Annotated in this window: 18 protein-coding genes and 4 pseudogenes; 10 read left to right on the top strand and 12 right to left on the bottom strand. The window is 60.9% G+C overall.

Annotated elements, in window-relative coordinates; all coding sequences use genetic code 11:
* Positions 1-659 precede the first annotated feature (659 nt).
* Entirely contained in the window at positions 660-1,580 is a 921-nt protein-coding gene (locus tag PAF20_RS10665; RefSeq protein WP_271070629.1) for an MBL fold metallo-hydrolase, read from the bottom strand.
* A gap of 187 nt (positions 1,581-1,767) precedes the next feature.
* The gene (locus tag PAF20_RS10660) at positions 1,768-2,490 is read right to left on the bottom strand and encodes an NADPH-dependent F420 reductase (RefSeq protein ID WP_271070628.1); all 723 of its coding nucleotides are present in this window, start codon (positions 2,488-2,490) and stop codon (positions 1,768-1,770) included.
* Between the two features lie 4 nt (positions 2,491-2,494).
* On the opposite strand from PAF20_RS10660, the gene PAF20_RS10655 reads away from it, so the two are divergent.
* The 3 genes and pseudogenes from PAF20_RS10655 to PAF20_RS10645 form a co-directional block, all read left to right on the top strand.
* A complete protein-coding gene (locus PAF20_RS10655; protein WP_271070627.1) occupies positions 2,495-3,442 on the top strand; it encodes a LysR family transcriptional regulator in 948 nt (315 codons plus the stop codon).
* Between the two features lie 172 nt (positions 3,443-3,614).
* On the top strand, positions 3,615-4,061 hold the full coding sequence (aac(6'), locus tag PAF20_RS10650; protein ID WP_271070626.1) for an aminoglycoside 6'-N-acetyltransferase: 447 nt from the start codon (positions 3,615-3,617) through the stop codon (positions 4,059-4,061).
* Positions 4,062-4,216: 155 nt separating this feature from the next.
* Positions 4,217-4,486, top strand: a pseudogene (locus tag PAF20_RS10645) (integrase); the annotation flags it as partial.
* Between the two features lies 1 nt (position 4,487).
* Here the strand turns inward: PAF20_RS10645 and PAF20_RS10640 are convergent.
* The 8 genes and pseudogenes from PAF20_RS10640 to PAF20_RS10610 all read right to left on the bottom strand — a co-directional run bounded on the left by PAF20_RS10640 (position 4,488) and on the right by PAF20_RS10610 (position 14,394).
* Entirely contained in the window at positions 4,488-7,865 is a 3,378-nt protein-coding gene (locus tag PAF20_RS10640) for an error-prone DNA polymerase (protein WP_271070625.1), read from the bottom strand.
* Positions 7,862-9,340, bottom strand: a complete 1,479-nt coding sequence (locus PAF20_RS10635; RefSeq protein WP_271070624.1) for a Y-family DNA polymerase — start codon at positions 9,338-9,340, stop codon at positions 7,862-7,864. The genes PAF20_RS10640 and PAF20_RS10635 overlap by 4 nt, the downstream gene beginning before the upstream one ends.
* The gene (locus tag PAF20_RS10630; protein WP_271070623.1) at positions 9,282-9,842 is read right to left on the bottom strand and encodes an ImuA family protein; all 561 of its coding nucleotides are present in this window, start codon (positions 9,840-9,842) and stop codon (positions 9,282-9,284) included. The genes PAF20_RS10635 and PAF20_RS10630 overlap by 59 nt, the downstream gene beginning before the upstream one ends.
* Positions 9,843-10,286: 444 nt before the next feature.
* Positions 10,287-10,604 (bottom strand): annotated as a pseudogene (locus PAF20_RS10625) (GlcG/HbpS family heme-binding protein); the annotation flags it as partial.
* Between the two features lie 296 nt (positions 10,605-10,900).
* Positions 10,901-11,386: a hypothetical protein gene (locus PAF20_RS18955; protein ID WP_434802917.1), complete on the bottom strand. Its 486-nt coding sequence runs from the start codon at positions 11,384-11,386 to the stop codon at positions 10,901-10,903.
* 181 nt (positions 11,387-11,567) lie between these two features.
* Complete coding sequence (locus PAF20_RS10620; RefSeq protein ID WP_271070622.1) at positions 11,568-11,714, bottom strand: hypothetical protein; 147 nt, start codon at positions 11,712-11,714, stop codon at positions 11,568-11,570.
* A 50-nt stretch (positions 11,715-11,764) separates the two neighbouring features.
* On the bottom strand, positions 11,765-13,825 hold the full coding sequence (locus tag PAF20_RS10615) for a catalase (protein WP_271070621.1): 2,061 nt from the start codon (positions 13,823-13,825) through the stop codon (positions 11,765-11,767).
* Positions 13,826-13,986: 161 nt separating this feature from the next.
* Complete coding sequence (locus PAF20_RS10610; protein WP_271070620.1) at positions 13,987-14,394, bottom strand: pyridoxamine 5'-phosphate oxidase family protein; 408 nt, start codon at positions 14,392-14,394, stop codon at positions 13,987-13,989.
* A 296-nt stretch (positions 14,395-14,690) separates the two neighbouring features.
* Here PAF20_RS10610 and PAF20_RS10605 point away from each other — a divergent pair.
* Positions 14,691-14,909: pseudogene (locus tag PAF20_RS10605) on the top strand (Arm DNA-binding domain-containing protein); the annotation flags it as partial.
* On the opposite strand, the pseudogene PAF20_RS10600 reads toward PAF20_RS10605, so the two are convergent.
* Positions 14,892-15,239 (bottom strand): annotated as a pseudogene (locus PAF20_RS10600) (IS5 family transposase); the annotation flags it as partial. The pseudogenes PAF20_RS10605 and PAF20_RS10600 sit on opposite strands and share 18 nt — an antisense overlap.
* Before the next feature lie 311 nt (positions 15,240-15,550).
* Between PAF20_RS10600 and PAF20_RS10595 the strand changes: the two are divergent.
* The 4 genes from PAF20_RS10595 to PAF20_RS10580 all read left to right on the top strand — a co-directional run bounded on the left by PAF20_RS10595 (position 15,551) and on the right by PAF20_RS10580 (position 20,013).
* Positions 15,551-16,666, top strand: a complete 1,116-nt coding sequence (locus PAF20_RS10595) for a TAXI family TRAP transporter solute-binding subunit (protein WP_271070619.1) — start codon at positions 15,551-15,553, stop codon at positions 16,664-16,666.
* A 70-nt stretch (positions 16,667-16,736) separates the two neighbouring features.
* Complete coding sequence (locus PAF20_RS10590; RefSeq protein WP_271070618.1) at positions 16,737-18,704, top strand: TRAP transporter permease; 1,968 nt, start codon at positions 16,737-16,739, stop codon at positions 18,702-18,704.
* 2 nt (positions 18,705-18,706) lie between these two features.
* The gene (locus tag PAF20_RS10585) at positions 18,707-19,372 is read left to right on the top strand and encodes a 3-oxoacid CoA-transferase subunit A (protein WP_271070617.1); all 666 of its coding nucleotides are present in this window, start codon (positions 18,707-18,709) and stop codon (positions 19,370-19,372) included.
* The gene (locus PAF20_RS10580; RefSeq protein WP_271070616.1) at positions 19,369-20,013 is read left to right on the top strand and encodes a 3-oxoacid CoA-transferase subunit B; all 645 of its coding nucleotides are present in this window, start codon (positions 19,369-19,371) and stop codon (positions 20,011-20,013) included. The genes PAF20_RS10585 and PAF20_RS10580 overlap by 4 nt, the downstream gene beginning before the upstream one ends.
* A 72-nt stretch (positions 20,014-20,085) precedes the next feature.
* On the opposite strand, the gene PAF20_RS10575 is transcribed toward PAF20_RS10580, so the two are convergent.
* Complete coding sequence (locus tag PAF20_RS10575; protein ID WP_271070615.1) at positions 20,086-20,943, bottom strand: IclR family transcriptional regulator; 858 nt, start codon at positions 20,941-20,943, stop codon at positions 20,086-20,088.
* A gap of 363 nt (positions 20,944-21,306) precedes the next feature.
* Here PAF20_RS10575 and PAF20_RS10570 point away from each other — a divergent pair, with 363 nt between their 5' ends.
* Both PAF20_RS10570 and PAF20_RS10565 read left to right on the top strand, forming a co-directional pair.
* Positions 21,307-22,452, top strand: coding sequence for a TAXI family TRAP transporter solute-binding subunit (locus tag PAF20_RS10570; RefSeq protein WP_271070614.1), 1,146 nt, complete (start codon positions 21,307-21,309; stop codon positions 22,450-22,452).
* Between the two features lie 132 nt (positions 22,453-22,584).
* Positions 22,585-24,561: a TRAP transporter permease gene (locus PAF20_RS10565; protein WP_271070613.1), complete on the top strand. Its 1,977-nt coding sequence runs from the start codon at positions 22,585-22,587 to the stop codon at positions 24,559-24,561.
* The last annotated feature ends 37 nt before the right edge of the window (positions 24,562-24,598 follow it).

Below are 24,598 nucleotides of genomic sequence, written 5' to 3'. Positions count from 1 at the left end.
GTCGGGTGCAAAACCCAGCCGCGCTTCGGCGAGCCTTGAGAGGTTCTCGTCCAGGGACAGGCCCGACTAATGACCTGTGCGGTAGAGAACGAGCTCGTCGCGCGGTATGCCGCTGGTTTGCGTGCCGCAACGCTTGACGCTATTCGATTGCCTGCCGCCGCTCCGTTACATTAGGACTACGCAGCGCCTGGCCAGCTCGCTATTTGGGGGCAATATTGGACGCGGGGAGGGGGCACAATTTGATGCCGATTGACACTCTTGCAGATAATGACCGCTTTCGGCCCATTCCAGACTTTCGTTACGTCACGCCGCAGCATTGCGGCATTCATTGAGCCGGTCATTCGGCGCATGCACAAAGGACTGGGCCGCTTGCGATCAAGCAATAGAAGACAAGGCCCAATTCGCCTCGCCTGCGCCAATCAGAGCTGTCATCACTTTGCGACGATGATTATTTGCACCTCCGGCAGCGCACCGCCCGACGCGTAGCGGGCCACAGCAGTCGGTGCGAGGCTGGCGAAGCGATCGCATCCTACCCTACGAACCGGAGATGTACATGGCAAACACTTCTGCAGGCCGACATACAAATTTCGGCACGGATGGTGCGGGGAACGTTGGAAGCTTTAGCGAAGCGTAAAGTTGTTGATGTATAGGAGATCAGCTCACTCCTGTATCAGACCAAGTATCCGTGCATTCGGCCTTACCGAAAGCTCGGCCAGAAACGCCAGATCATCGCGCGGCAGGAAGGTTTTCATCGACTCCATCACGTTTGCCGTCGCCAGTTCAGGGTCCGACCAGTCCGCCGCCCGGATCGCCGCCTCGAATTTGTCGAGATAGATGGCCTGCCATCCGAGAAACCCTGTGGTGATCGGGGTGCCATGGCCGATCATCAAGATCATGTCTTCGGGCAGTTCCGCGACCACGCGGTCAATTGCCTTCTGCCAGTCTTGGTTATGCGTGTCGGCCGAATAGGCATGCATCAACCCATAAGCAAGGTCGCCCGCAAACGCCCTTGGCTGACGCCCCTCCAGCACGAAGATGCTGTCGTGATGGCTTTCCGCCGGCCCGATATCCATAACGGAAAAGCGCAGGCCCGGTCCAAAGTCCAGACTGTCGCCCTCGCGCACCGTGTCTGACGGAAAAACGCGGGTTACTGGCCATTCCGGCCCGAACATCGCGCCGATCTGCGCGTCCTTTGCACTGTCGTCCCGGCGCACCACATCGTTGACGCCGGCGACCGACAGGATCGGGGCGCCGCTATTGCCCACGGCATTGGCCAGACCCGCATAGTGATCTGGATGCGGATGGGTGAGAAGCGCGGCGCGCAGTGGCTTGCCGGTCGCCGCAATTGCCTTGCCAAGCTCCTGCGACGCGCTGACGGTCAGGAGCCCGTCAATGAGAACGACGCCCTCCGGTCCCTCGACGATATAGGCGTTGACAGGAAAGGGCGTGGTTTGAGCAAAACGGCGCACTGTGACGCCATCGGAAACGGTCTCGGCCGTTCCGGCACTGGTGGCGAGCAGGGTCGAGCCCCCGGCCATGGCGCCGATGACAAAGCGTCTGCGGGTGGTCTGGATGGTCATTATGCAATCTCCTTGAACAAAGTTATCAATCGATGGGTTGTCCATCGCGGGAAGAAGCCGCCATGCGGGCCGGTACTCGCAAGTGTCGCGGCGCTGACGATGCCGGTATTGTCGAGTTTCGCGAGGCTGCGCGCGGTTTGCAGACCAGGCCCGCCTGCGGCTCCTGCGATCACGGGGACATCCATGGCTAGCGGGCGATCCGATAGTTGAAATCGGCGGTGCCAAGCGCCTGCCAGAGCCTGAGCCAGAATGGCATCATGCTTTCCATGCCGCGCGCCGCCTCGATCGGGCCGAGGTCGATGGGCGCCGCCCAGCCGAAGCTTCGCAGAAGTGTCGAGACCGTTGCCTTTGCGGCATCGTCATTGCCGCACAGGAAGACGTCGTGCTGTCCCGGAACGCGCCCCGGGTCGACCATCACCGCGCAGTTCATTGTGTTCAGGGCCTTGACCACCCGCGCTTCGGGATGGCTCGCCTGAAGCATCTCGCCCGCTGATGTGGTGTTTGACATCTCGGGGATCAGGACCGGCATACCGTCCCGGCTGGTATCAAGCGGGTTGGTCACATCGATGACCACCTTGCCGGCAAGCGCCGGTCCGGCGGATTCAGCCGCCGACAGAAGCGCCGAGCCATTTACCGCGAACACCACAACTTCGGCAAAGGCGGCAGCCTCAGCATATGTGCCCGAACGCTGCCCTGTCGATTTGGCCCAGTCCCGCGCCTTCGGATTATCGGCCTCACGCGCAGCCATCATGACCTCGTGGCCCAGCGCTGCCAATTTGCCGGCGAGCGCATGGCCGACCATTCCGGTTCCCATTACACCAATCTTCATGTCCATCTCCTGCATGTGACGAGAGAGAATATCGAACCGGACCAGATAATTGACCATAGGGCTTGGGCTGATATCATTCATTGATATGAAGAATGACTTTAGCCGGCTGGACCTTAATCTTCTGCGCGTGTTCGACGCGCTCATGCGGCATCGTGGCGTCACACAAGCTGCGCAGGAACTCAGGCTGACGCAATCTTCCGCGTCGAACGCTCTACAGCGCCTTCGGGCGCAGTTCGGTGATCGTCTGCTTGAGCGTCAGGGCAACGCGATGATCCCGACCCGAACTGCCGAAGAGCTCTGGCCTTTCGTCGCCGACGCGCTCGGCAGCATCGCATCCGGAATCGCCGCGACCCGCGATTTCGATCCCGCGACCGCTGCCCTGCGGTTCCGGATCGGAATGGACGATTATGCGCTTGCACTCATTGGCCCCGATTTCTGCACGGCGGTTGCGTCGCTGGCCCCGAATATCCGAATGGACATCCTTCCGGTGCGCCACCCGGCCGAGGCCGAGGAGCTGCGCATCGGCGCGTTGGATTTTTTCCTCGGCGCAGTCTGGAACGGTGCGGCGGAGTTCGAATATCAGCCGGTGCTGAGCGAAAGCTTTGTCGGCCTTGCCGCGCCGTCGCTGCTGCGCGATGACGCGGAGATGGATCTCCAGTCCTTTCTGGCCCGCCCCCATATCCTCATGTCAGCGCGCGGGCGGGTGCAGGGGAATGTCGATGCCGCACTTGCCGCGATCGGCACGGCGCGAGAGGTGCGGGTCTGTCTTCCCGAGTTTGACGCCGCCGCCCGCGCCACCCTTGCGGGACACGGATTTTTCAGCTGTGGCAGACGTCTTGCCCAGCGTTTCGTTGACACATACGGCCTGCGCCCGTTCGAGCTTCCCCTGCCGGTCCCGGGATTTGAGGTTCAACTGCGGTGGCACCGGCGCAACTCTCTGGCCGCATCACACATCTGGATGAGAGGGGTGCTGCTTGAAACATCATCGAGGCTTTTCCCACCCTGTGGGAATGCGCCCGACGAAAAAGGCTGACCCACAAGCGTTGCCGCCCTCCGTCTTGCAAAAGCCGAAATTGGTAACGAAAAAAGGCTCATACCGGCCCGAATGTCGGCGTAGCGGGACATAACATCCATTGCCGACGACAGTGACTGCGTCCGCTTGTCGTACAATTGCGGACGTTCCTGAGTCTTATTAAGAGCAATACATGCCAATACGTGCCGCTACACATTCGGATATTTCAGGCTGGGTCGAACTCCGCGCCCGGCTCTGGGACGATACTTCGCTTGACGAACACAGAGCCGAGGCCGTTGCGATGCTCGCCAAGTCCCCTGACCAGTGCATTGTCTTCTTGGACGTGATTGATGGAGTGGTCATTCGGGCGTTCGCTGAGGCGGCCTTGAGGCACGATCACGTAAACGGATGCGAGACTTCGCCAGTTGCTTTTCTTGAGGGCATCTTCGTACGCAACAACGACCGAGGCTCGGGCATTGGCAAGCTCTTGCTGAAGGCCGTTCAATCCTGGGCACAAGAGAAGGGCTGCTTGGAGCTTGCGTCTGATGCATATCTCGACAACTTGGCGAGCCATGCGTTTCACAACGCAGTGGGATTCGAAGAAACGGACCGTGTCGTCTATTTTCGAAAAGCACTCTAGGTCGGCTTTTTGCAGGTTGGACACACTGGCGTATCGCGCATCATCAGTCAAAATAGGATCATTGCAGCCGATTTCTGCGTCTGCGCAGTGATGTACTGTCCTGTCGGCGCGGTGCCGAGGACGAGGTGGGGTGGTGGCGGATCGGATGAAGCTCCATGACCATTCAAAACCTGCCTGCCATACGTGCCTGCCGTCCAGCCTGGAACAAGAGTCGGCTCGTTGGACAGAAGCGGCCCATTCTGCCCAAGCACGTCTGGGCAATACGTTTCCGTCTTGAGATTGCGAACAATGTCCGTGACCTCGCGCTGTTCAATCTGGCCATCGACAGCAAGCTGCGGGGGTGTGATCTGGTGAAGCTCAAAGTCGTGGACGTGTATGCTGCCGGTCACGTGAAAGAACGCGCTTCGATCATCCAAAGCAAGACACTTAATGAAAATCCCGGCTGGGGAACAGCCGCTTTGCCTGATCGCGCGGATGCATGGCGCGCGGCGCGGGCATCGGGCGGGGGGCGTGGTCGGTCTTGGCGTCCATCTGCCCGATGACATCGCCCATCGGATGATCGAGATCAGACAAACGATGTGATACATCCTCGATCTTTTGCGCGATGAGATGCACGACGATGCCTTCGCGTTGCAGTTTTCCGGTGACGCGCAGTAGCCGTCCGCCCATGACCGTGCGGCGGAAGCGCTCAAAAACCTGTTTCCAGACCACCACATTGCTCACCCCAGTTTCATCCTCCAGCGTCAGGAAAATCACGCCGGAGGCGGTGCCGGGGCGCTGGCGGGTGATGACGAGGCCGCAGACGGTGGTGCGGCGGAGCGGCGCATCTTTGAGGGCATCGTGGCGGGTGAGACCCGGCATGGAGGGGCGCAGGAGTTCCATCGGATGGGCGCGCAGTGTCAGGCGGGTGGCGACGTAATCCTCGACCACCTCTTCGCCCAGATGCATTTGCGGCAGGGTAACGGCGGGTTCGTAGATCGCCTCGCCATCGATGGGGTCGTTGAACAGCGGCAGGGGCGCTTGCCCCCGGATGGCGCGGACCTGCCAGAGCGCGTCGCGGCGGGTGAGGCCCATGGAAGAAAACGCATCGGCTTCGGCAAGGCGCTCCAGCACCGCCGGCGCGATGCCGGCGCGCAGCCAGATCGATTCGGGGTCGGGATAGCCATTCCCGCGCGCGGCGGCGATCCAGTCGGCATCGTCTTCCTTGAACCCCTTGATCTGGCGAAACCCCAGCCGCAGGGCCAGCGTGCCGTCGGCGCGACGCTCCAGCGTGTTGTCCCACGCGCTGTGATTGACGCAGATCGGGCGGACCTCGACATGATGTTCGCGAGCGTCGCGGACGATCTGGGCGGGGGCGTAGAAGCCCATGGGCTGGGAGTTCAAGAGCGCGCAGGCGAAGACCGCCGGGTGGTGGCGTTTCAGCCAGGCCGAGACATAGACCAAGAGCGCAAAGGCCGCCGCGTGGCTTTCGGGGAAACCGTAATCGGCAAAGCCCTCGATCTGGGAGAAACAGCGCTCGGCGATCTCGGGGCTGTAGCCACGTTCGAGCATCCCATTGATGAATTTTTCCTTATGCTCGCCAATCGTGCCCATGCGGCGGAAAGAGGCGAGCGCGCGACGCAGTTGATCGGCCTCCTCGGCGGTGAAGCCCGCCCCGACCACGGCGATTTGCAGGGCTTGTTCCTGAAAGAGCGGCACGCCGAGGGTGCGGCGGGTGACGGCTTCGAGTTCGGGGCCGAAGGGCTCCGCCTTCTCCAACCCCTGTCGCCGTTTGAGATAAGGCTGCACCATGCCGCCCTGAATCGGGCCCGGGCGGACAATAGCGACCTCGATCACCAGATCATAGAATTCGCGTGGCTTCATACGCGGCAAAAAATTCATCTGCGCCCGGCTCTCGACCTGAAAGACGCCGACCGCATCGGCAACTTGCAGCATCTGATAGGTGGCAGGGTCTTCTTGCGGGACTGTCGCGAGGGTGAAGCGCTGACGCTCATGTTCTTCCAGCAGACCAAACGCCTTGCGGATACAGGTCAGCATCCCGAGGCCCAGCACATCGACCTTGAGGATTCCAAGCGCGTCGATATCGTCCTTGTCCCACTCAATGACGGTGCGGTCCTCCATCGCAGCGTTTTCTATGGGGCACAGTTCGTCCAGCCGCCCTTTGGTGATGACGAAGCCGCCGACATGCTGGGACAGGTGGCGTGGGAAACCGATCAGCTCTCCGATCAGGCGCAGGGTCTGGGCCAGCCGGCGATCATCGGGGTTCAGGCCCAGTTCGCGCACGCGGCCCATATCGGGGCCATCGCTGGAATACCCCCAGATCGAGCCAGACAGACCCGCCGTCACGTCCTGGCTCAGCCCCATCACCTTGCCGACCTCACGGATCGCGGCGCGGGACCGGAAATGGATCACCGTGGCGCAGAGACCGGCGCGGTGGCGGCCGTATTTGCGGTAGATCCACTGGATGACCTCCTCACGCCGCTCATGCTCGAAATCGACGTCAATATCTGGGGGCTCGCCCCGGTGGCGCGAGACGAAACGCTCGAAGACCATGCCGATCTGATCGGGGCGGACATCGGTGATGCCCAGCAGATAGCAGAGGATGGAATTCGCCGCAGATCCGCGCCCTTGGCAGAGGATGTCCTGGCTGCGCGCATATTGGACGATATCATAAACGGTCAGGAAATAGGCGGGGTAATCGAGTTCCGCGACCACCGCGAGTTCCTTGGCCATCAACTGCTGAGGGCGTTCCGGTGCGCCCTCTGGATATCGCCGGGCCAGCCCTTCATGCGCCAGCCGGGTGAGCCGCGCCATCGGGGCCTCGCCGCCTTCCGCGATCTCGTCGGGATATTGGTAACTCAGCTCGTTCAGAGAGAAAGAACAGCGCGCGGCAATCTCCAGCGTGCGGCGCAGCGCGCCCGGGTAGCGATAAAACACCCGCTCCATATCGGCGCGGCCCTTGAGCCGCCGCTCGGCATTCAGCAGCGCGCGTCTACCGATGTTATCAATCGTGCAGCCCTCCCGCATACAGGTCAGCACATCGGCGAGCGGACGGCGGGACGCCCGGTGCATCAGCACATCGCCGATCGCGACCATGGGGGTGGAGCAGCGCTGCGCAAGCCGGGCGCAAGCATCGAGATGGCCCTGATCCGAGCCGTCGTAACGCGGGGCCGCGCCGAGGAAGGTGGAGCCGGGAAAGCGGCGGTGGATTGTGTGAATGTCTTTGGCAGATGCCGGGAGATCCGCCCCCGGCACGGCAATCAGGATCATGCCCGCGCCGTGGTCCAGCAAATCCTTGAGATCAAGATCACAGGCGGCTTTCTCCGCCCGCCTCTTGCCCAAAGTCAGCAGCCGCGTCAGACGTTTATAGGCGACAATGTCCGTCGGCAGCGCGAGCCATTCCACCGCGCTGTCGCGCAACACCAAGCGGCAGCCGGTGATGAGTTTGGGCAGATGGGGTATCTCTGGTCGCGCAATGTCCTGCGGTGAGCCAATCGTCTGCCGCGAACAACTATCAACCCGGTGCTGTGAGCGGATTTGCACCGAATCCTCTGCCTTTTCCGCGAGGATTTTGAGAGCCGAATAAGCCCGCACCACCCCCGCCAGAGAATTGCGATCCGTAATGGCGATGGCCGAAAGGCCAAGCTCGGCGGCGCGGGTCACCAGTTCTTCGGGATGCGAGGCCCCCGTCAGAAATGTAAAATTCGTGGTCACGCACAGTTCGGCATAATTGCAGGCTTCAGCTTCAAGCACCTTGCTGCGCGGCGCCCCAACCGGGCAGTGTTCGGGATTGATCTCGATCATGGAAAAACCCCTTGGATGAACCAGCCGGGATTTTGTGGGGTGTAGAAAAGCCACAGCCGATGCCCCTGATGGGTCTCGATGCGCCAGTAATCGCGCGCGCCGTGTCGCCAGCTTTCATCCTCTATCCACCATTCGGGAAGAATCCGCTCCGGCCCGGTCGCGCGCATCGTGGTGAACGCCATGCGCCGCCAGCGGAAGCTTTGCGGCGGGCGGGCGCTAAGGGCCGCGATGGCCTCTGGGCGAAACATTACGAGCGGTCGCGGTCGCGGAATGTTCCAACCGCCGGTGGGCTTGGAATAAGCCGCCGGAGCCATGATGAAGCTGCGTTCCGGGATATGGCTGTCGGCGGGTAGGAAACGCAGGATGTTTTCCAGCCCGATCCGCGTGCCGATACGACTGATCAGATCGTCCAGCCGGTCCGGTTTGTCGCCTGTCACATGACTGATCTGCTGGGCCGGAAGCGGCTCGACCTGCGTGGCCTCCAGCCGAAGCTGGTCGATGCCATAGCCCGCATCCACCTCGTCAATACCGCGCTGGAACAGCGGCAGGATGCGGGCCGGATCGCGCAGGGGCCGGGCAAGGCGCAACTCGACATGCCGGGCGTGGCTGTCCACGCGCCGCAGGGTCAGGCACAGCACCCGTGCGCCTGCCTCATGCCGGATCAGCTTGTCGCAGAGGCGGGTCAGCAGGCGTTCGGTTCCGGCCATCACATCGGCCTCCAGCCCGATGGGTTCGGGCAGGCTCATCCGCACACCGTAGTGGGGCGGCTCGGATTGCGGCGAGATCTGTTCAGGCTGCACCCCAAGCGCCTGATCCAGCCGCATCAGCAGCCCCGGCCCGAAACGGCGGGCCAGCGGGGCGCGGGCGGCCTCGGCCAGTTGTCCGATGGTGCGAAGGCCCAACCTTTGCAGCGCCGTGACGGTCTCGCCGTCCAGCCGCAATCCCGCCACCGGCAGCGGATCAAGCGCCGCCCGCGCCGCGCCCGGCGCCGCCACGCCTTCGCCATACCGCGCCAGCGCCCAAGCCGCGCCGCGCGTATCGCCCAGCCCGATCTGCACTGCCAGCCCGACCCGGCTCAGCCGCTGGCGCAGATCGTCCAGCATCGCCGGCTCGCCCCCCGCAAGATGGGCCGAACCGGTGACATCCATGACCAGCCCGTCCTCACCCTCGATCCCGACCCAAGGGCAATATCGCGTAGCCCAGCGGCGCAGACCCATGAGAAACCGCCGGTCCGATGGCGGATCGGCCGGGCGGCTTTGCAGGTCGGGGCAGAAGGCGCGGGCCTCCGAGAACGCCATGCCGCGATGCAGCCTCTGCCGTTCGGCCGCGATATTCAGGCAATGGATCCGGTCGGTATTGTCCTGCTTCAGCGTCAGCGCAAACGGCCCCTCGACAGGCCGCAGCCGCAAGGCCCGGTCACTCGCGAGCCTTGGAAACCACAATGAGACGGTGCGCCGATTGGCTCCATCGAACATGCCAGACGCCCAATGTTCCTGATTTGTTCTTTATAAGCGCCCATCGCTGCAGAGTCGAGTCTTCCGGGGCGCTGCCCGGATCGGGAAGCGGGCTGATATGCCACCGCGTTTCCGCAGCCGGGCTGCCCACCCCCTCGGGGATCAGGCATAACCCGGTGCTGCCGCCCGCCTTCGCCGCCAGTTGCAACCGGCGTCCGGCGGTCAGGCTCAGCGGCGCGGTCAGTTCCATGACGACTAGGGGGAAATTGCCATCGCGTAGCGCGTCCTCGGCGACTGCCAACATTTCGGTCTGATTCTGCGTTTGGGCCAGCAAAAGCCGGGATGGGTCGAGATATGTTGCAAGCCCGTGGATGCCGGTGCTTTGCGGCTGCCAGGTTTCGCGGACCCACAGCAGATTAACAGCCTGCGCCGCCGCAACTGCCGCAAGGCTGAGCGCCAGAGGGCCACAAGCTTCGTGAACACGGGCAGGCAGCAGGGGGAAGGCGTTGATCTTGGGCAGCATGTGGGGAAGATAGGCGGCACAACGGTTGGGTTCAAACCATTTGTGCCGCAGGCTTCAGGGCTGGTTGATGCAAGTGTCACAGCCAGCCATTCAGATGGCGCAACTTAGCAAAATGGTCCTGTGTTGGATCATGGCCATTAGACAAACGTATTAAAACGACAAGGCGGGGTCAGAACAGGCATCAGCTTGATGGAGGTGCGGCAAGCTCGGCAATGCGGCGCTGCGGCGACGTCCCATAATCGTATCAGCGGCCGACCAAGACAAGGACGGACCCAAGCCGACCTCCAAGATGTCTGGGTGCCACTTGGCAGCAATCACCAGACCGGTCGTTCATTCATCTCGCAACAGATGGGCCGATCAAATGATGATAACGTTGGAAAAAATCGTTGGATTCTCAGTGACAGTCGTGAATGTGGCCCGCCCATGAGGTGCGGGCCAGCCGTATTATTCCGTACCAATCGCATCCAGCCTGGCGCGGTCGCAAACCGCGTCCAGATCGCCCGAGGGCGCACCGCTGACACCGATCCCACCTGCAAGAGCGTCTGCAATCTTGATAGGCAACCCACCTCCTTGAATCACCAGACGCGGATCCATATCGCGCATGCCGTCATTCTGCGAGTTGCCGCCATTGAAATCGGCGATGCCGGCGGCGGTCAGGGCGAGGCTGGCCGAGGTAAAGGCCTTGCCCGTTACGCTGTGGGGTCCGGCATTATCGGCCCGCAGCAGCGCTTTGGTCACGCCGCTGAGGGCGACGACGGCGACGCTGAAATTGGAGCCCTAGGCACCGCATGCCTGCAGCGCAGCCTCGGCGGCGGTCAGGGCGAGGCTGCGGATCATCTTTGTCTCCTTCGGTTGACTGATGATCGCAGGCTAACTATCGCCCGAGACCCGCAACATTCGTAGAGTTCTCACACCGCCCCCCGTAGTTCTACGGAGGATCCGTCGCCTCGATCCAGAACCGCGTCAGCTCCGCCGCCGAGGATGTCCCTGCCTTCGCGGCAATCGCGGCGCGGCGGCTTTCCAACAGCAGGCCAAGCGCCTTGCGCACCGTCTCATCGTCATCGACCAGATAGACATGGCCGCTCGCGCAGCGACCTCGGAAGATGCCTGCAACGGCATGCGCACGATGGCAGCGCAGTGCCGGTCCTCGGTTGCCGACAACGCTGTGGCCAGCGCCGGCAGCTCCTCGGGCGACAGGAAACGGTCGCGTTCGGTCTCCGGTCGTGTGAAGGTATCCTGCGCGGGTATTCGGTGCTCATTTTCCATTTGATCGCCAGATTGGACATCTTGTGCAGCAACTCGCCGCAGCGATTGGCCCGCGCCGGGGTGGGGCGCGATCCCGCCTCGCACTTTCTTGGCGTCTTGCGCGTGCGGGCGCGGCCCTGCGCGACGCTGCGCAGTAGAGCATCGACATCCGTGGGCGTGATATCGCTGACCAGACGATTGCGCCAGACCGGCAGCACAGACTGCTCGAGCATGGATTTCTGATCCGAGGCGCTCTGCGCCGCAAGGTTTGGCAGATGCTCTTCGATGAATCGCGTCACCAGATCGGCGATGCGGGGGGGCGGCTCGGTCGCTTTCGCGCTCCTCTATGAGATCAATGCCGGCATCAAGCTGACGGCGCAGATCCCTGACGCGATCCCTCGCTGCGGTCACCGACCATTCCGGCCAACGACCGAAGGTGAAGCGGCGCTGCCGGCCGTGGTGGTGACCGGCGCGAGGCGATCAATGATCAGGACCGACCGCCCCTGTCACGTCAGTGCCTCTGCCGTCAGCGCGGTGTCGCACGGAAATGCCGGAGGTGGTCAGCCAATATGGCTTGCCGGTCCGCAGATCATCCTTGCGCGTTTCGGCGTCCTTGCCGTCTGTCATCTTCGATTATCCAATAAAAAGGGGCCGCCTGAACCGGCGGCCCGTCAGGGTCAGGCAAGATCACGGACCTTCGGCTCTCGGTCCCAATAGCGCTTGCTTGCAGCGGCCACGAAATCCTCGTTCTTGACGACGCCTTCATCGGCTTCGATGTGGCAATGATCCAGCAATGCCTTGGAGCCTGGGCAATGGCCGATGGCTTTCAGATGGGCATAGGCGTCACTGACCCAAGCCTTTGCGGCCGCATCCTTTTTCAGCATTTCGACCTGCTCAGGCATCAACACCATGGCAACAGCGTCAAAGATGACCGAGGGGCTGCCCGCAAGCTGACCATCCGCGGCAAGCGTGCCACCCTTGACCTTCATCTCGCCCACCTTCGGGGCGACCAGCATCACGCTGCCGCCCTGCGCCTCGACATCGGATTTCAGCTTGTCGATCGTTGCCTTGTCCGACCCTTCGGCGAACAGAATGCCGATCTTGCGGCCTTTCAGCGTGTCCTTCCAGTTCTTCTGGATCGAAAGCGCGTCCGAGGGCGCAAGCTCGACCGGTTCGCGGAAGGGCTTGGCCGCCTTGGGAAGATCAATCCCCAGCCCATCGGCGACACGCTTGCCGAGATCAGGATGGATGTTCTGGATCACCGACAGCACGCGGTCGCGCACATGCGGCAGGCTGACCTTGGACAGCTCGAACGTGATCGCACTGGCGATATGGGCGCGTTCGTTGTCGGTCTGGCTCAGCCAGAACTGGCGCGGCTGGCTGTAGTGGTCCCCGAACGTCTCATCCCGCTTGCGCAGCTTTTCGGACGGCTCGTTGCCAAGTTCAGTGTTGTCCTCATAGGTGTGAAAGACGGTGCCGGTTTCGCGCGGGCCGGGATCCTCGCCCGCCTCATCAAGGCTGTTGGGTTCGTAATTCGCCCGGCCCTTGGGAATCATGGTCTGCATCATGCCGTCGCGCTGCATGTTCGCGAAGGGGCATTTCGGGGCGTTGACCGGGATCTGGTGGAAGTTCGTCGTCCCAAGCCGCGATTTCTGCGTGTCCAGATAGCTGAACAACCGCCCTTGCAGCAGCGGGTCGTTGGTAAAATCGATCCCCGGCACCACATTGGACGGCAGGAAGGCGGATTGTTCGGTCTCGGCAAAGAAATTGTCCGGCCAACGGTCCAGCACCATGCGGCCGATCACGCGCAGGGGGGCATCTTCCTCGGGGACGATCTTGGTCGCATCCAGCACCGAATAGGGCAGGCTTTCCGCCAGTTCGTCGCTGATGACCTGAATGGCCAGTTCCCATTCCGGGTAATCGCCTGCCTCGATTGCCTCGAACAGGTCGCGGCGATGAAAGTCGTTATCGGCACCCTGCAGCTTGGCGCTTTCGTCCCAAACCAGTGACTGAACGCCCAGCTTCGGCTTCCAATGAAACTTGACGAAGGTCGATCTGCGGTCCGCGTTGACCAGTCGGAAAGTATGAACGCCAAAGCCGTCCATCATGCGCAGGCTGCGCGGAATGGCGCGGTCGGACATGGCCCAGATCATGGTGTGCATCGTCTCGGGCATCAGCGAGATGAAGTCCCAGAACGTGTCATGCGCGGACGCGGCCTGCGGATAGCCGCGATCGGCCTCCATCTTCACGGAATGGATCAGGTCGGGGAACTTGATGGCGTCCTGAATGAAGAAAACGGGGATGTTGTTGCCGACCAGATCCCAGTTGCCTTCGTCGGTGTAAAATTTGACAGCAAAGCCACGGACGTCGCGCGGCGTATCAACGCTGCCAGCCCCGCCCGCAACGGTCGAGAAGCGGGTGAAAACAGGTGTACGCTTGCCCTTTTCGGCAAACAGGCTGGCAATGGACATATCCGGAATCGGGTCGGTGCATTCGAAATAGCCATGCGCGGCGCTGCCACGTGCGTGGACAATGCGTTCCGGGATCCGTTCGTGGTCGAAATGGAAGATCTTCTCGCGTAGGACAAAATCTTCAAGCAATGTCGGGCCGTTCGCACCCGCCTTCAGGCTGTTCTGGTTGTCCGATACCGGTACGCCATGATTGGTGGTCAGCCGCTGATCGTCGCCGGCGCGCTGATGCGTTTCACCTGCGTTTCCTGTCTGGGTCTTCTTGTCCATGGTAGGTCTCCGTTCGCTGGAATGGTCTCATCGCGGCACATGCCGCGCGTTCTGGCTAGAGTTCTTTCTCCCGGCACAAGAGAGGCCGACGCCGCTGCCGCCAAGATGGACGCGCAGGCTCATCGGCTGCTTTTACCAGTGTTCTTGCTAAGGCAGCTCCCTCACAAATTCACGACACCATCACCCGGCTTGCCCCAGCACTCCGCGCGGCTGGCTGACACTTCGATCAGTGTCAAACCGGGCGTGTCGATCCCCTGTTCGAACCACTGGTCCAAATCATCGGTCCAATGCTTCTTGAACAGTTCCTTGTCATCCTGATGAAGTTTCGACTTCCCGGACAGAACGATCCAGGTATCCTTGCCCTGATACGTCAGCTCGGTTGCCGGGTTCTCACCGAGTTCCTCAACCTTGCGCGTATCGCCATTGCTGAAAAACCAATTGCTGCCATCCCATTCGACCTGCGCGTTGTTCGACATCGGACGCGATGACATGCCCCCGCCCTTGGCAAGGGTCGACATGAAGCACAGGTCCATATCGCGCATCGCCTCAACAATCGTTTTCTTGTCCATGAATATTTCCTCCCATGATTTAGACAGCCCGTGGTCTTAACGCGCTCTCGCAATCCCCTGCGCTCAACCAAGATCAATCGTTGTTAAAACGCTGCCCTTCATCGGACATAAACGAAACTGAGTTTCGCCGGTTCCGTCAGAACAGCCTTTGGCTTGGCTTTCCATTTACGCCCCCCGGCACGCCTCCTTCCGACTTCTGCCACCTTCCGCCTCCCTGCCGGTCTGATGGGCGATGTATGACTTGCCATGCGCGCGAGGCTGAGCCTCATGTGGGATGCAAGAAGGAGGCGATGGGCATGGTGAAGCGATTGAGCTTGAACGAAAAATCGGTGCGGGAGGCGGCGCCGGAGCCGGGCCGGGACTATCAGATATTCTACAGCGAGGTGCGGGGCTTTACCATCTGCATCTACCGTTCCGGCAACCGGGCCTTCACGCTGGACTATCGCCATGCTGGGCGGCAGCGGCGGATGACGTTGGGGCGCTGGCCGGAATGGTCGACGGCTGCCGCGCGGGAGGGCGAAGCGGACCGGGCATCCATGCCCGCGCACGGCCATGTGCAATTTTGTACTCAAGCCTCCGCGAGGGCGGCCAATTGTCTGATCTTCAGCCCCTTTTTTCGCCCCGGCGGCGTGCTGATGAGCGCGAATGATGGTGCTGTTAACGATCAGATATTCGAAATCCGGGTCATCGGACATCGCCTCGAATATCCGCCACCAGACCCACTTGCAGTTCCAGCGACTGAACCGGCGAAATGCCACATTCCACGCTACGAACACATCTGGCGGATCGCGCCAAGGCGCGCCGGTGCGCACGATCCACAGCACCGCCTCGACAAACAACCGGTCCCCTTCGAGCCTGGGAACATCCTCGAATACCATGACAGCGCTGACGAGCTTTGGAAGACATTCTTCGGGCTGTTTGCAGCTCTGACAGCTCGTTGCCGTATAGGCTCACAGATATTCTTGACAATACAGCCCGATTCTATTTATAAGTTCGCTATGCGAACATAATGTCCGCTAAATAACGTGAGTGTAGAAGTTTCGGTGCCAGTGGGTTCGGGTCTGGTGCGCGGAGTATCGAGGGCGTTTTTAATCCGCCGGGCAGTGCTGCCAGGTCGGGTTAACAGCGGGCTTTCGAATAATGGGAGAGGATGAAGATGAAATTGATCCTGGCGGCGGGGATGAGCCTCGCTTTTGCTATGTCGGCGGGCGCGCAGGAACTGCCGAAGACGATGATCTGGAGTTCATATGACGTCGGTTCGGCAGGGTATGCCGAGGCCTCGGCGATTGCCGACGCTTTTGGCAAGGAGTTCGGCACTCGCGTGCGTATCCAGCCGTCGGGCAGCAGCATCGGGCGGTTGCAGCCCTTGCTGCAAGGTCGTGCGGACTATGCATTCCTGGCGACCGAGGCTTTTTTCCTGAGCGAAGGTGCCTATGATTTTGCGACGCCGGAATGGGGGCCGCAGCCATTACGCACGATTGCAGGCCGTCCGGCCAGCACGGCCATGGCGGCTGCCGCAGATTCCGGGATCGAAACCGTCGCCGACGCAAAGGGCAAGCGGATCGCTTTCGTCGCGGGCAACCCGTCGATCAACGTCAAATGCGAAGCTATTCTGGCATTTGGCGGGCTGACGCTGGACGATGTCGAAGTCGTCACCTTCCCGACCTATGCTGCGGCAATGTCATCCATGACGCGCAACGAATCCGATGCGACCTGCACCTCACCCACGACAAGCCAGTTCTATGAGTTGGCCGAGAGTCCGCGCGGCATTTATTATCCCCCGCTGGAGGCTGACAATGCCGAGGGATGGGCGCAACTTGAGAAAGTTTTGCCTATAATGAGTCCGCAGAGCGAAACTGTAGCGGCGGGCTTGCCCGAGGGTGAAACCGCACAAATGGCTGCCTATCGCTATCCCGTGATTGCGACGACGCCCGATAAGTCGGCTGATGATGTCTACGCTTTCATCAAGGCTTTGGATGAATCCTACGACCTCTATAAAGAGGGGACGGCAACCATGGAACGCTGGTCGCTCGACCAGGCGGGCAAGCCGCCGATCGACGTGCCGTTCCATGAAGGTGCCATCCGCTATTTGAAGGAAAAGGGCATCTGGACCGCCGAAGATGACGCTTGGAACGAAAAGCGGATTGCCCGTCAGGATGCGCTGATAGCCGCTTGGGAACCTTTCGTAGCCGAAAATGCCGGGCTGGCAGAAGAAGAGTTCGCCGCCGCCTGGATGGCACGCCGCGCCGAGATCGTGGCCGGGCTTGAATGAACGCAAACTGATGGCTGGCTGACTGGCGGCAATGCCGCCAGTTGGCGCCATTTTGTGAGGTTAGATAATCATGACGACCGAGACACACCGGGATGACGGCGTTGCCGTTACTCCCGAAGAAGTCACTACCCGCCCGCCGCCCGTGCAGCGTGTCATTGGCTGGATGGTCATCGCGCTTGGCACATTGGGCGTGCTGATGGCGATCAACCAGCAATTCCTGCTGAACCTGTTCGGCTTTCAGCCGCTGGGGAACGCCTATCTCTATTACCTGATCGCAATTTTCCTTGCCGTGACATTCCTTGTGTTGCCGCCTTCGCGGGACGCGCGCGGCCCTTTGCTGGCGCTTGATCTTGTGCTCGCCGGTGCCGCCCTTGTCAGTGGCTTCTGGCTGGGTGCGCATGGTCTGGATATCATTCAGCGCGGCTGGGAATATGATGCGCCGCCCATGGCCGACATCATGGCCGGGATCATGATCGTGCTGGTGCTGGAAGGCGTGCGGCGGGCAGGGGGTACGATCCTTCTGATCACCGCGTTGCTGTTCGGTTCGCTGCCGCTTTACGCGGACAGCCTGCCCGGTTTCCTGTGGGGGACGCAGTATTCTCCGGTCGGCACCATCCGTGCCTATGTGCTGGGGGTCGAGGGGATCATCGGCATCCCGATGCAGGTCGTGGCCGAGCTGGTCATCGGCTTTGTCATCTTCGGTGCAGTCCTGGTCGTCACCAAAGGCAGCGATTTCTTCATGGATCTGGCCGCCGCTTTGCTGGGTCACAGCCGCGGCGGGCCCGCGAAGGTCGCCGTCATGGGCTCGGGCATTCTGGGCTCTCTGTCCGGCAGCGTGATCTCGAACATTCTGACCTCGGGGCCGTTTTCCATCCCGACCATGCGCAAGGTCGGCTATCCGGCCAGCTATGCCGCCGCGATTGAAGCCTGCGCCTCGACCGGGGCGACGCTGATGCCGCCGGTGATGGGGACGGTGGCCTTCGTCATGGCCTCGTTCCTGGGCGTGCCCTATTCGAATATCGTCATCGCGGCGATCATCCCGGCGGTGCTGTTCTATGTCGCGCTGCTGCTTCAAGTGGACATGTTCGCCGCGCGTCGGGGTCTTCAGGGGCTGCCGCGCGAGGATATCCCGCCGGTCTGGCCCGTGCTGAAAAAGGGCTGGCCCTATCTGCTCAGCCTTGCCGTCCTGATCTTCGTGCTGATGGGCCTGCGGATGGAGGCGCGTTCACCCTATTACGCCTCGGCTGTAATGCTGATCGCGACGGCCTTCCGCAAGGAAACCCGGATCACACTGACCCGCCTGATCGATCTGCTGCGCGATATCGCTGTCAACATTGCTGGTCTGGTCGCCGTTCTGGCCGGGATCGGCCTGGTCGTGGGCGGTCTGTCCTATACCGGGATTGCCGGCGCCTTTTCGCGTGAACTGTTGCTTTACGCCGGCGGCAACGTGGCGCTGATGCTGATCGCGGGTGCCGTGACCAGCTTTGTGCTGGGCATGGGGATGACGGTGACGGCCTGCTATATCTTCCTGTCGATCCTGCTGGCACCGGCACTGGTCGAAGCAGGGCTGCACCCGATCGCCAGCCATCTGTTCATCCTGTATTGGGGCATGCTGTCCTATATCACACCCCCGGTTGCGCTTGCCGCGATCACGGCGGCCAATATCGCGGGATCGAAACCGATGGAGACGGGTTTCCGCGCCATGCGCCTTGGCCTGCCGCTGTTCGTGCTGCCGTTCATCTTCGTGAACGATCCGGCGCTGATCATGGCTGGCAGCTTTGCCGAAGTTGTCTTTCGTGTCGTCGTAACTGTTCTCGCGCTCTGGGCGATCACATCGGCCTTCGAAGGATGGATCTATCGCGTCGGAAGGATCGATCTCATCAGCCGAGCGGCTTTCGGAGTGGGCGGCATACTCATCATTCTGCCGGAACTGACAACCAGCATCATAGGTGTCGGTGTCCTTGCTGCGGTCATCATCGTCAATCTGGTTCTTGGAAAGCGTCAACTGGCTTCCGGGCCGTCATCGCAGGAGAAGTGAATATGGATAAAAGACTGAACAGCCCTGCCGAGGCGGTCGCGCAGATCCCGGACGGGGCGGTCGTCATGATTGGTGGGTTTGGCAATTCCGGCGTGCCCTTCGGGCTGATCGATGCACTGATCGAGCACGGTGCGAAAAACCTGACGATCATTTCCAACAATGCCGGTGCCGGAGATTTCGGCCTGGGGCGGCTGCTGAAGGAGGGTCAGGTTGCAAAATTTGTTTGTTCCTATCCGCGGTCCAAGGGCTCTGTCTGGTTTGAAAAAGCCTATGCCGCGGGACAGATCGAACTGGAGATCGTGCCCCAGGGTACGCTGGCTGAACGCATCCGCGCAGCGGGTGCCGGACTGGGTGGCTTTCTGACGCCGACCGGATATGGCACCAGGCTGGCCGATGGGAAAACCACGCGGGTCATCGACGGCAAAGGATATGTTTTCGAGAAGCCTTTATCGGCCGACTTTGCACTGGTGCGCGGCGAAAACGGGGACCGCTACGGCAATCTGAACTATCACGGCACGGCGCGGAACTTTAACCCGGTCATGGCCAGTGCGGCGCGTCATACCATCGCCGAAGTGCGGCATCTTTCGGAAACACCGCTCGATCCGGAAACTGTCGTGTCCCCCGGCATCTTTGTCAAAAGCATCGTCGAATACGGAGCCCGTCCATGAACAGCCTGAACGATCAGCAACTGGCCGCGCGTCTGGCGTTGGATATCCCGGACGGGGCCTATGTGAACCTTGGGATCGGCAAGCCGACCTTCGTGTCGTCCTATGTGCCCTCAGACCGTGAGGTTCTTTACCATTCCGAGAACGGCATCATCGGCGTCGGCCCGACCCCGCCGGAGGGCGAGGAAGACCCCGAGATGATCGATGCCAGCAAACGGTTCATCACGCTTGCGCCCGGGGCGGCCTTCTTCGAACATGCCGACAGCTTCGCGATCATGCGCGGCGGGCATATAGATATTGCGGTTTTGGGCGCCTATCAGGTTGCGGAAAACGGCGATCTGGCGAATTGGGCGACCATGGACGAGAAGTTCCCGCCTGCCGTTGGCGGCGCGATGGATCTGGTCGTCGGCGTGCCGAAAATCCTGATCATGATGAAGCACGTCAACAAAGATGGCAGCCCGAAGTTGCTGAAGCGATGCACATACCCACTTACCGGCCTTGGAGTGGTTAACCGCGTCTATACCGATCTCGCAGTGCTGGACGTGACGCCGGACGGTTTTCGACTGGTCGAGCTGACTGAGGGCAACAGTCTTGAGGAAGTGCAGGCTGTTACAGAGGCGAAGATTCTGCCCCCGTTGAAATGATCCGCCGCTTGGAAGCGACTGCGGTGCCGCCGCGCCTTTGCGGGCGCGGCAGTGCCGTTTCTTCCAGTGCTGTCAGGGTTCCCCCAACGCGTTAACCGCTTGGCGCAGGCGATCACCATATTCCTCGTGCAGTTCCTCAGGTGAGACGAGGAAAGACGGACCGCCCACGTTCACGCCATATATCACCGTTCCATCCAATGAGCGGATGGGGGCAGCGATGGCGTTGATTTCTGGCTTCCAGCTGCCGAAACTGGTGCAGTAGCCGTATTTCGCATAGTCGCTGACGGCTTCGTCCAGACTCTTTTCCAGCCTTTCGCGCTGACCGGGGAATTCATCGATTGCCTTTTTCAGAACCATCGCGCGCTCTTCCTCGCTTATGCCTGCAAGAATGGCGCGGCCAATGCCGGAATAGAACAGCGGCAGACGTGCCCCGACGTCAATCGAAAGTGTCACCGCCTGCCGAGAGCGATGCACGGCAAGATAAACAGCGCGGGTTCCGCTACGTTCGGCCAAGGCTACCGTGATATGTCCGTTCGGACCACGGCAAAGGTCGTTCATCAGGTCGCTGAACCGCTCTGCTACATTTGTCGCAGCCAAAGTGCTGAAGCCGAGCTGAAGCACCTTCGGGCCTAAACGATACTCGCCACTGTTGCCGTTGCGCAGAAGATAGTCCGTTTTCATCAGTGTATAAGTCAGCCGCGACACCGTTGGGCGGGCCAGGTGTGTACGCTGCGCGATCTCCTGATTAGAAAGATAGCGATCGTCCGTCTTAAAGCAGGCAAGTATTTCAAGGCCGCGTGCAAGGGCAGTTACAAACTGGCGGTCGTTCTCTTCCGTCGCGTGACCATCCGAGTGGAGCTCGTCGGTTGCCATAATTTTCTCACTCTGGCTTGTTCCATAGTTAACGACGCAGCGCTCCAGTTGTTCCACAATGCGGACGCCTGGCTGGTTCTGCGGCCGCGCAGCGATTCGGTATCACGGCACTACTAGATGCTTCGCATAGCAAACGAAGCCTGGGTCGCAACTGTCCTTTTGTGCAATTTGGCTTGACGTAAAAATCAGTGCACCTGCAAAATGCGACCCTTTCGTCCGCACAGCAGAACAAAAACTTATTAGGATAATTAATTTAAAACAAGTAGTTAATTGCTCTCTGCCGGCGCAAAATGCTTTGCCTAATTAAATTTTTCATATTTTCAAAAGGATACTTGATTTTGGTCACATGTATGTTATACGTTCGCTATGCGGACATTAAATCTGCTATGCGAACCCAATGAGGCCCGTAGGGAGGAAAGAATGAACATTTCGCGACGCACCTTCACCACCACGGTGCTGGCGGCCCTGATCGCCGCGCCCGCTTTTGCCGACGATATTCAGTTGCCGCGTCAGATGTCCTGGACCGCCTATGACACTGGCTCTGCCGGATTCAATCAGGCCGTCGCGATAGGGGGCGAGTTGCAGAAAGTCGCGGGCACCAGCCTGCGCGTGCTGCCGGGCAAGAACGATATTTCGCGGACCGAACCACTGCGGCAGGGCCGGGTTGACTTTTCGGCGACCGGCGTCGGCGGCAGTTTCATGGCACAGGAAGGCGCCTTCGAATTCGCTGCCAGGAACTGGGGACCGCAGCCGGTCCGTGTGGTCTTGATCAATTCTGGTGGCGGCACCGGGCTTTCGGTCGGCGTGGCCGCGGATGCCGGTATAAAATCAACCGCTGACATGGCCGGAAAGCGTTTCGCCTGGGTTGCCGGCGCACCGGGCCTTAACCTCAATATCGAAGCTTATCTGGCAAATGCCGGTTTGACCTGGGACGATGTCGAAAAGGTCGAATTCGGCGGCTATGGTGCGGCATGGAACGGGCTGATCGAAGGTCAGGTGGACGGTGTCTTCGCGTCGACGAATACCGGCCCCTCGTACGAGGCGGCTGCAGGTCCGCGTGGTCTGGAATGGATCCCCATTGATCACAGTGACACCGAAGGCTTCAAGCGCATGACCGACATCGCGCCGTTCTTCAGGCTGTCGCGGGTGACGCTGGGTGCGAATATCGACGGGACCGAGGGCTTTGACGGCGCCAGCTATGCCTATCCGGTGCTGATCACCATCGATCAGACCGATCCCGACCTCGTCTATAATATGACCAAGGCAATGGTAGAGCTTTTCCCGCAATATGACGGAAAGGCGCCAGGCATTAACGGTTGGGCCATCGAAAATCAGGATTTCACCTGGGTTGCGCCCTATCATGAAGGTGCGGTCCGGTACTTCGAGGAGATCGGGGTCTGGAGCGATGAGGCGCAGGCCCGCAATGACGAGCTGATCGAGCGTCAGGCGGTCCTGAAAGCCGCCTGGGACAAGCTGGTCGAGGAAGATCCCGAAGATTGGGAGGCCGCCTGGGCCGAAGCCCGCCGCGCCGCGCTTGAGGAAGCGGGCCAGCAGGTCGTGTTCTGAACCGGGCAGGGTCCGCATCCTGACGGGGCTGACCCAAATCGAGTGACGAAAAGTCTTCGCTAATATCCAGCAGCCAAGGGGATGCGGCCTGCCGCATCCCGTCAGCCGAGCTTTGCCTGAGAGGAGGCCAAGGTGAATTCCAGTGATGACGTCTTGAAAGACCCCGAAAGCCTGCCAACCGGCAGCCTGTTCAACGCCCGCAATATCGCACTGATGGGCCTGACCCTTGCGGCCATATTGCTGGTCATCAACCAGCTGTTCAACCTCCGGACCTTCGGCATCGTGCTGATGGATGGTCGTTATCTGAACATTCTCGCGACGCTGTTCCTCGCCGCGACATATCTGATCTTCGACATCCGCGGCCACCGCTTCATGAAGACTGGCATTCTCGATTGGGCACTCGCTGCTCTGTCGCTGGTTGCGGGCACCTATCTGGCCGTCAACGCGATGGAGAATCTTAATCAGGGCTGGGAATTCGCCGCCCCGCCAACCGCGCAATGGGTGGCCTTCGTCTTTGCGGCACTGGTTCTGGAGGCAACGCGCCGCGCGGGTGGGCTGGTCCTTGCCTGTATCGTCACGGTGGTGGCCTTCTATCCCAGTTTTGCGGGTCATGTCCCGGCGCCGTTTTCCGGCTTTCAAAGCACGCTGAGCCAGACATTCGCCTATCACGTCTATTCATCGGAAAGCATTTTCGGTATCCCGATGAAGGCCTTTGGCGGCGTGGTGATCGGCTTCATCATCTTCGGTGCGGTACTGCAGCATACCGGCGGCGGAACCTTCTTCAACGATCTGGCGCTTGGGCTGGTCGGTCGATATCGCGGCGGCGCTGCGAAGGTCTCGATCTTCGGCAGCGGCTTCATGGGCTCCATGTCGGGCAGCGTTATTTCGAACGTGCTTACAACCGGCGCCGTGTCGATTCCGGCGATGAAACGCACCGGTTTTTCCTCCAATACCGCAGCCGCGACAGAGGCCTGCGCCTCGACCGGGGGTGTGCTGATGCCCCCAGTGATGGGGGCCACGGCCTTCATCATGGCTTCGTTCCTGGCGATCCCCTATACCGAGGTCGTTCTGGCCGCGATCATCCCTTCGGCGCTGTTCTATTTCGCGCTGTTTGCCCAGATCGACGCCTATGCAGGTCGTCGCGGGCTGCGTGGTCTCGACCGGGCAGAAGTGCCGCGTCTGCGCGATACGCTGCGCAATGGCTGGCCCTATGTGCTGGTCTTCGGGCTGCTGATCTTCATGATGGTGGTGATGCGGCAGGAAACGGCGGCACCTTTCTATTCGGTCGCCTTGCTGCTGGTCATCAACCAGATCTCACCGCGCACGCGGATCGGTTTGCGCAAGTTCTGCGATATCCTGCTGGGGATCGGTTCTAGCCTGGCCGAGCTGACAGCGATCATCCTTGGCGTCGGGCTTGTCGTTGGGTCGTTCTCGGCCACCGGGCTGGCGGGCACGCTGGTGAATGAGCTGTTGTTCATCGCGGGCGATAATGTCTTCATCCTGCTGGTCATGGGTGCGCTGACGGCGTTTATCTTTGGCATGGGGATGACAGCGACGGCCTGTTATATCTTCCTTGCCATCGTGCTTGCCCCGGCACTGGAAGCGGGCGGACTGAACCGCCTCGCCGTGCATCTGTTCATCCTTTACTGGGGTATGGTCAGCTATATCACGCCGCCCGTGGCGCTTGGCGCTTATGCCGCCTCTACCTTGGCCAATTGCAGCCCGATGCGCGCCGGGTTCGAGGCGATGCGGCTTGGCAGCATCATCTATCTGGTGCCCTTCCTCTTCGTGCTGAATCCTTCGCTGATCGGTCATGCTCCGGCGTTGGAGGTTTTCCTGGCGGTCAGCTGTGCCTTCATCGGCGTCGCGATGATCAGCATGGGTCTGCAGGGCTATGTGACCTTCGTGGGCACGCTGGCCGGACGGTTCGAATTGCCGCTGCGTGCGATGCTGGCCTTTGGCGGGTTCTTCTTCGCCATGCCTGCCATGCCCTTCGCGGGTGTCGGCTTCGGCACCACGGCGATTGCGGGCGCGGCACTGGCGGCGGTCCCTCTGCTGGTTGCCAAACAGCGTGGCCACGTGCCAACCGGGGTGGAGGCTGCCGAGTAACCGAAAAAGCCGGGCCTGCACCACGTGCAGGCCGTCA

It is taken from the genome of Paracoccus albus (assembly GCF_027913035.1).
Taxonomy (GTDB): domain Bacteria; phylum Pseudomonadota; class Alphaproteobacteria; order Rhodobacterales; family Rhodobacteraceae; genus Paracoccus; species Paracoccus albus.
Note: the sequence above shows the minus strand (reverse complement) of the source record. Positions and strands in the feature narration are given on the sequence as shown.

Excerpts from the sequence above, each read along its gene's own strand:
- PAF20_RS10665 (WP_271070629.1), bottom strand. The coding sequence starts at position 1,580 with ATGACCATCCAGACCACCCGCAGACGCTTTGTCATCGGCGCCATGGCC.
- PAF20_RS10595 (WP_271070619.1), top strand. The coding sequence starts at position 15,551 with ATGAAATTGATCCTGGCGGCGGGGATGAGCCTCGCTTTTGCTATGTCG.
- PAF20_RS10640 (WP_271070625.1), bottom strand. The coding sequence starts at position 7,865 with ATGATCGAGATCAATCCCGAACACTGCCCGGTTGGGGCGCCGCGCAGC.
- PAF20_RS10620 (WP_271070622.1), bottom strand. The coding sequence starts at position 11,714 with ATGACAGACGGCAAGGACGCCGAAACGCGCAAGGATGATCTGCGGACC.
- PAF20_RS10660 (WP_271070628.1), bottom strand. The coding sequence starts at position 2,490 with ATGAATGATATCAGCCCAAGCCCTATGGTCAATTATCTGGTCCGGTTC.
- PAF20_RS10615 (WP_271070621.1), bottom strand. The coding sequence starts at position 13,825 with ATGGACAAGAAGACCCAGACAGGAAACGCAGGTGAAACGCATCAGCGC.
- PAF20_RS10585 (WP_271070617.1), top strand. The coding sequence starts at position 18,707 with ATGGATAAAAGACTGAACAGCCCTGCCGAGGCGGTCGCGCAGATCCCG.
- PAF20_RS10570 (WP_271070614.1), top strand. The coding sequence starts at position 21,307 with ATGAACATTTCGCGACGCACCTTCACCACCACGGTGCTGGCGGCCCTG.
- PAF20_RS10630 (WP_271070623.1), bottom strand. The coding sequence starts at position 9,842 with ATGCTGCCCAAGATCAACGCCTTCCCCCTGCTGCCTGCCCGTGTTCAC.
- PAF20_RS10610 (WP_271070620.1), bottom strand. The coding sequence starts at position 14,394 with ATGGACAAGAAAACGATTGTTGAGGCGATGCGCGATATGGACCTGTGC.
- PAF20_RS10655 (WP_271070627.1), top strand. The coding sequence starts at position 2,495 with ATGAAGAATGACTTTAGCCGGCTGGACCTTAATCTTCTGCGCGTGTTC.
- PAF20_RS10635 (WP_271070624.1), bottom strand. The coding sequence starts at position 9,340 with ATGTTCGATGGAGCCAATCGGCGCACCGTCTCATTGTGGTTTCCAAGG.
- PAF20_RS10580 (WP_271070616.1), top strand. The coding sequence starts at position 19,369 with ATGAACAGCCTGAACGATCAGCAACTGGCCGCGCGTCTGGCGTTGGAT.
- PAF20_RS10590 (WP_271070618.1), top strand. The coding sequence starts at position 16,737 with ATGACGACCGAGACACACCGGGATGACGGCGTTGCCGTTACTCCCGAA.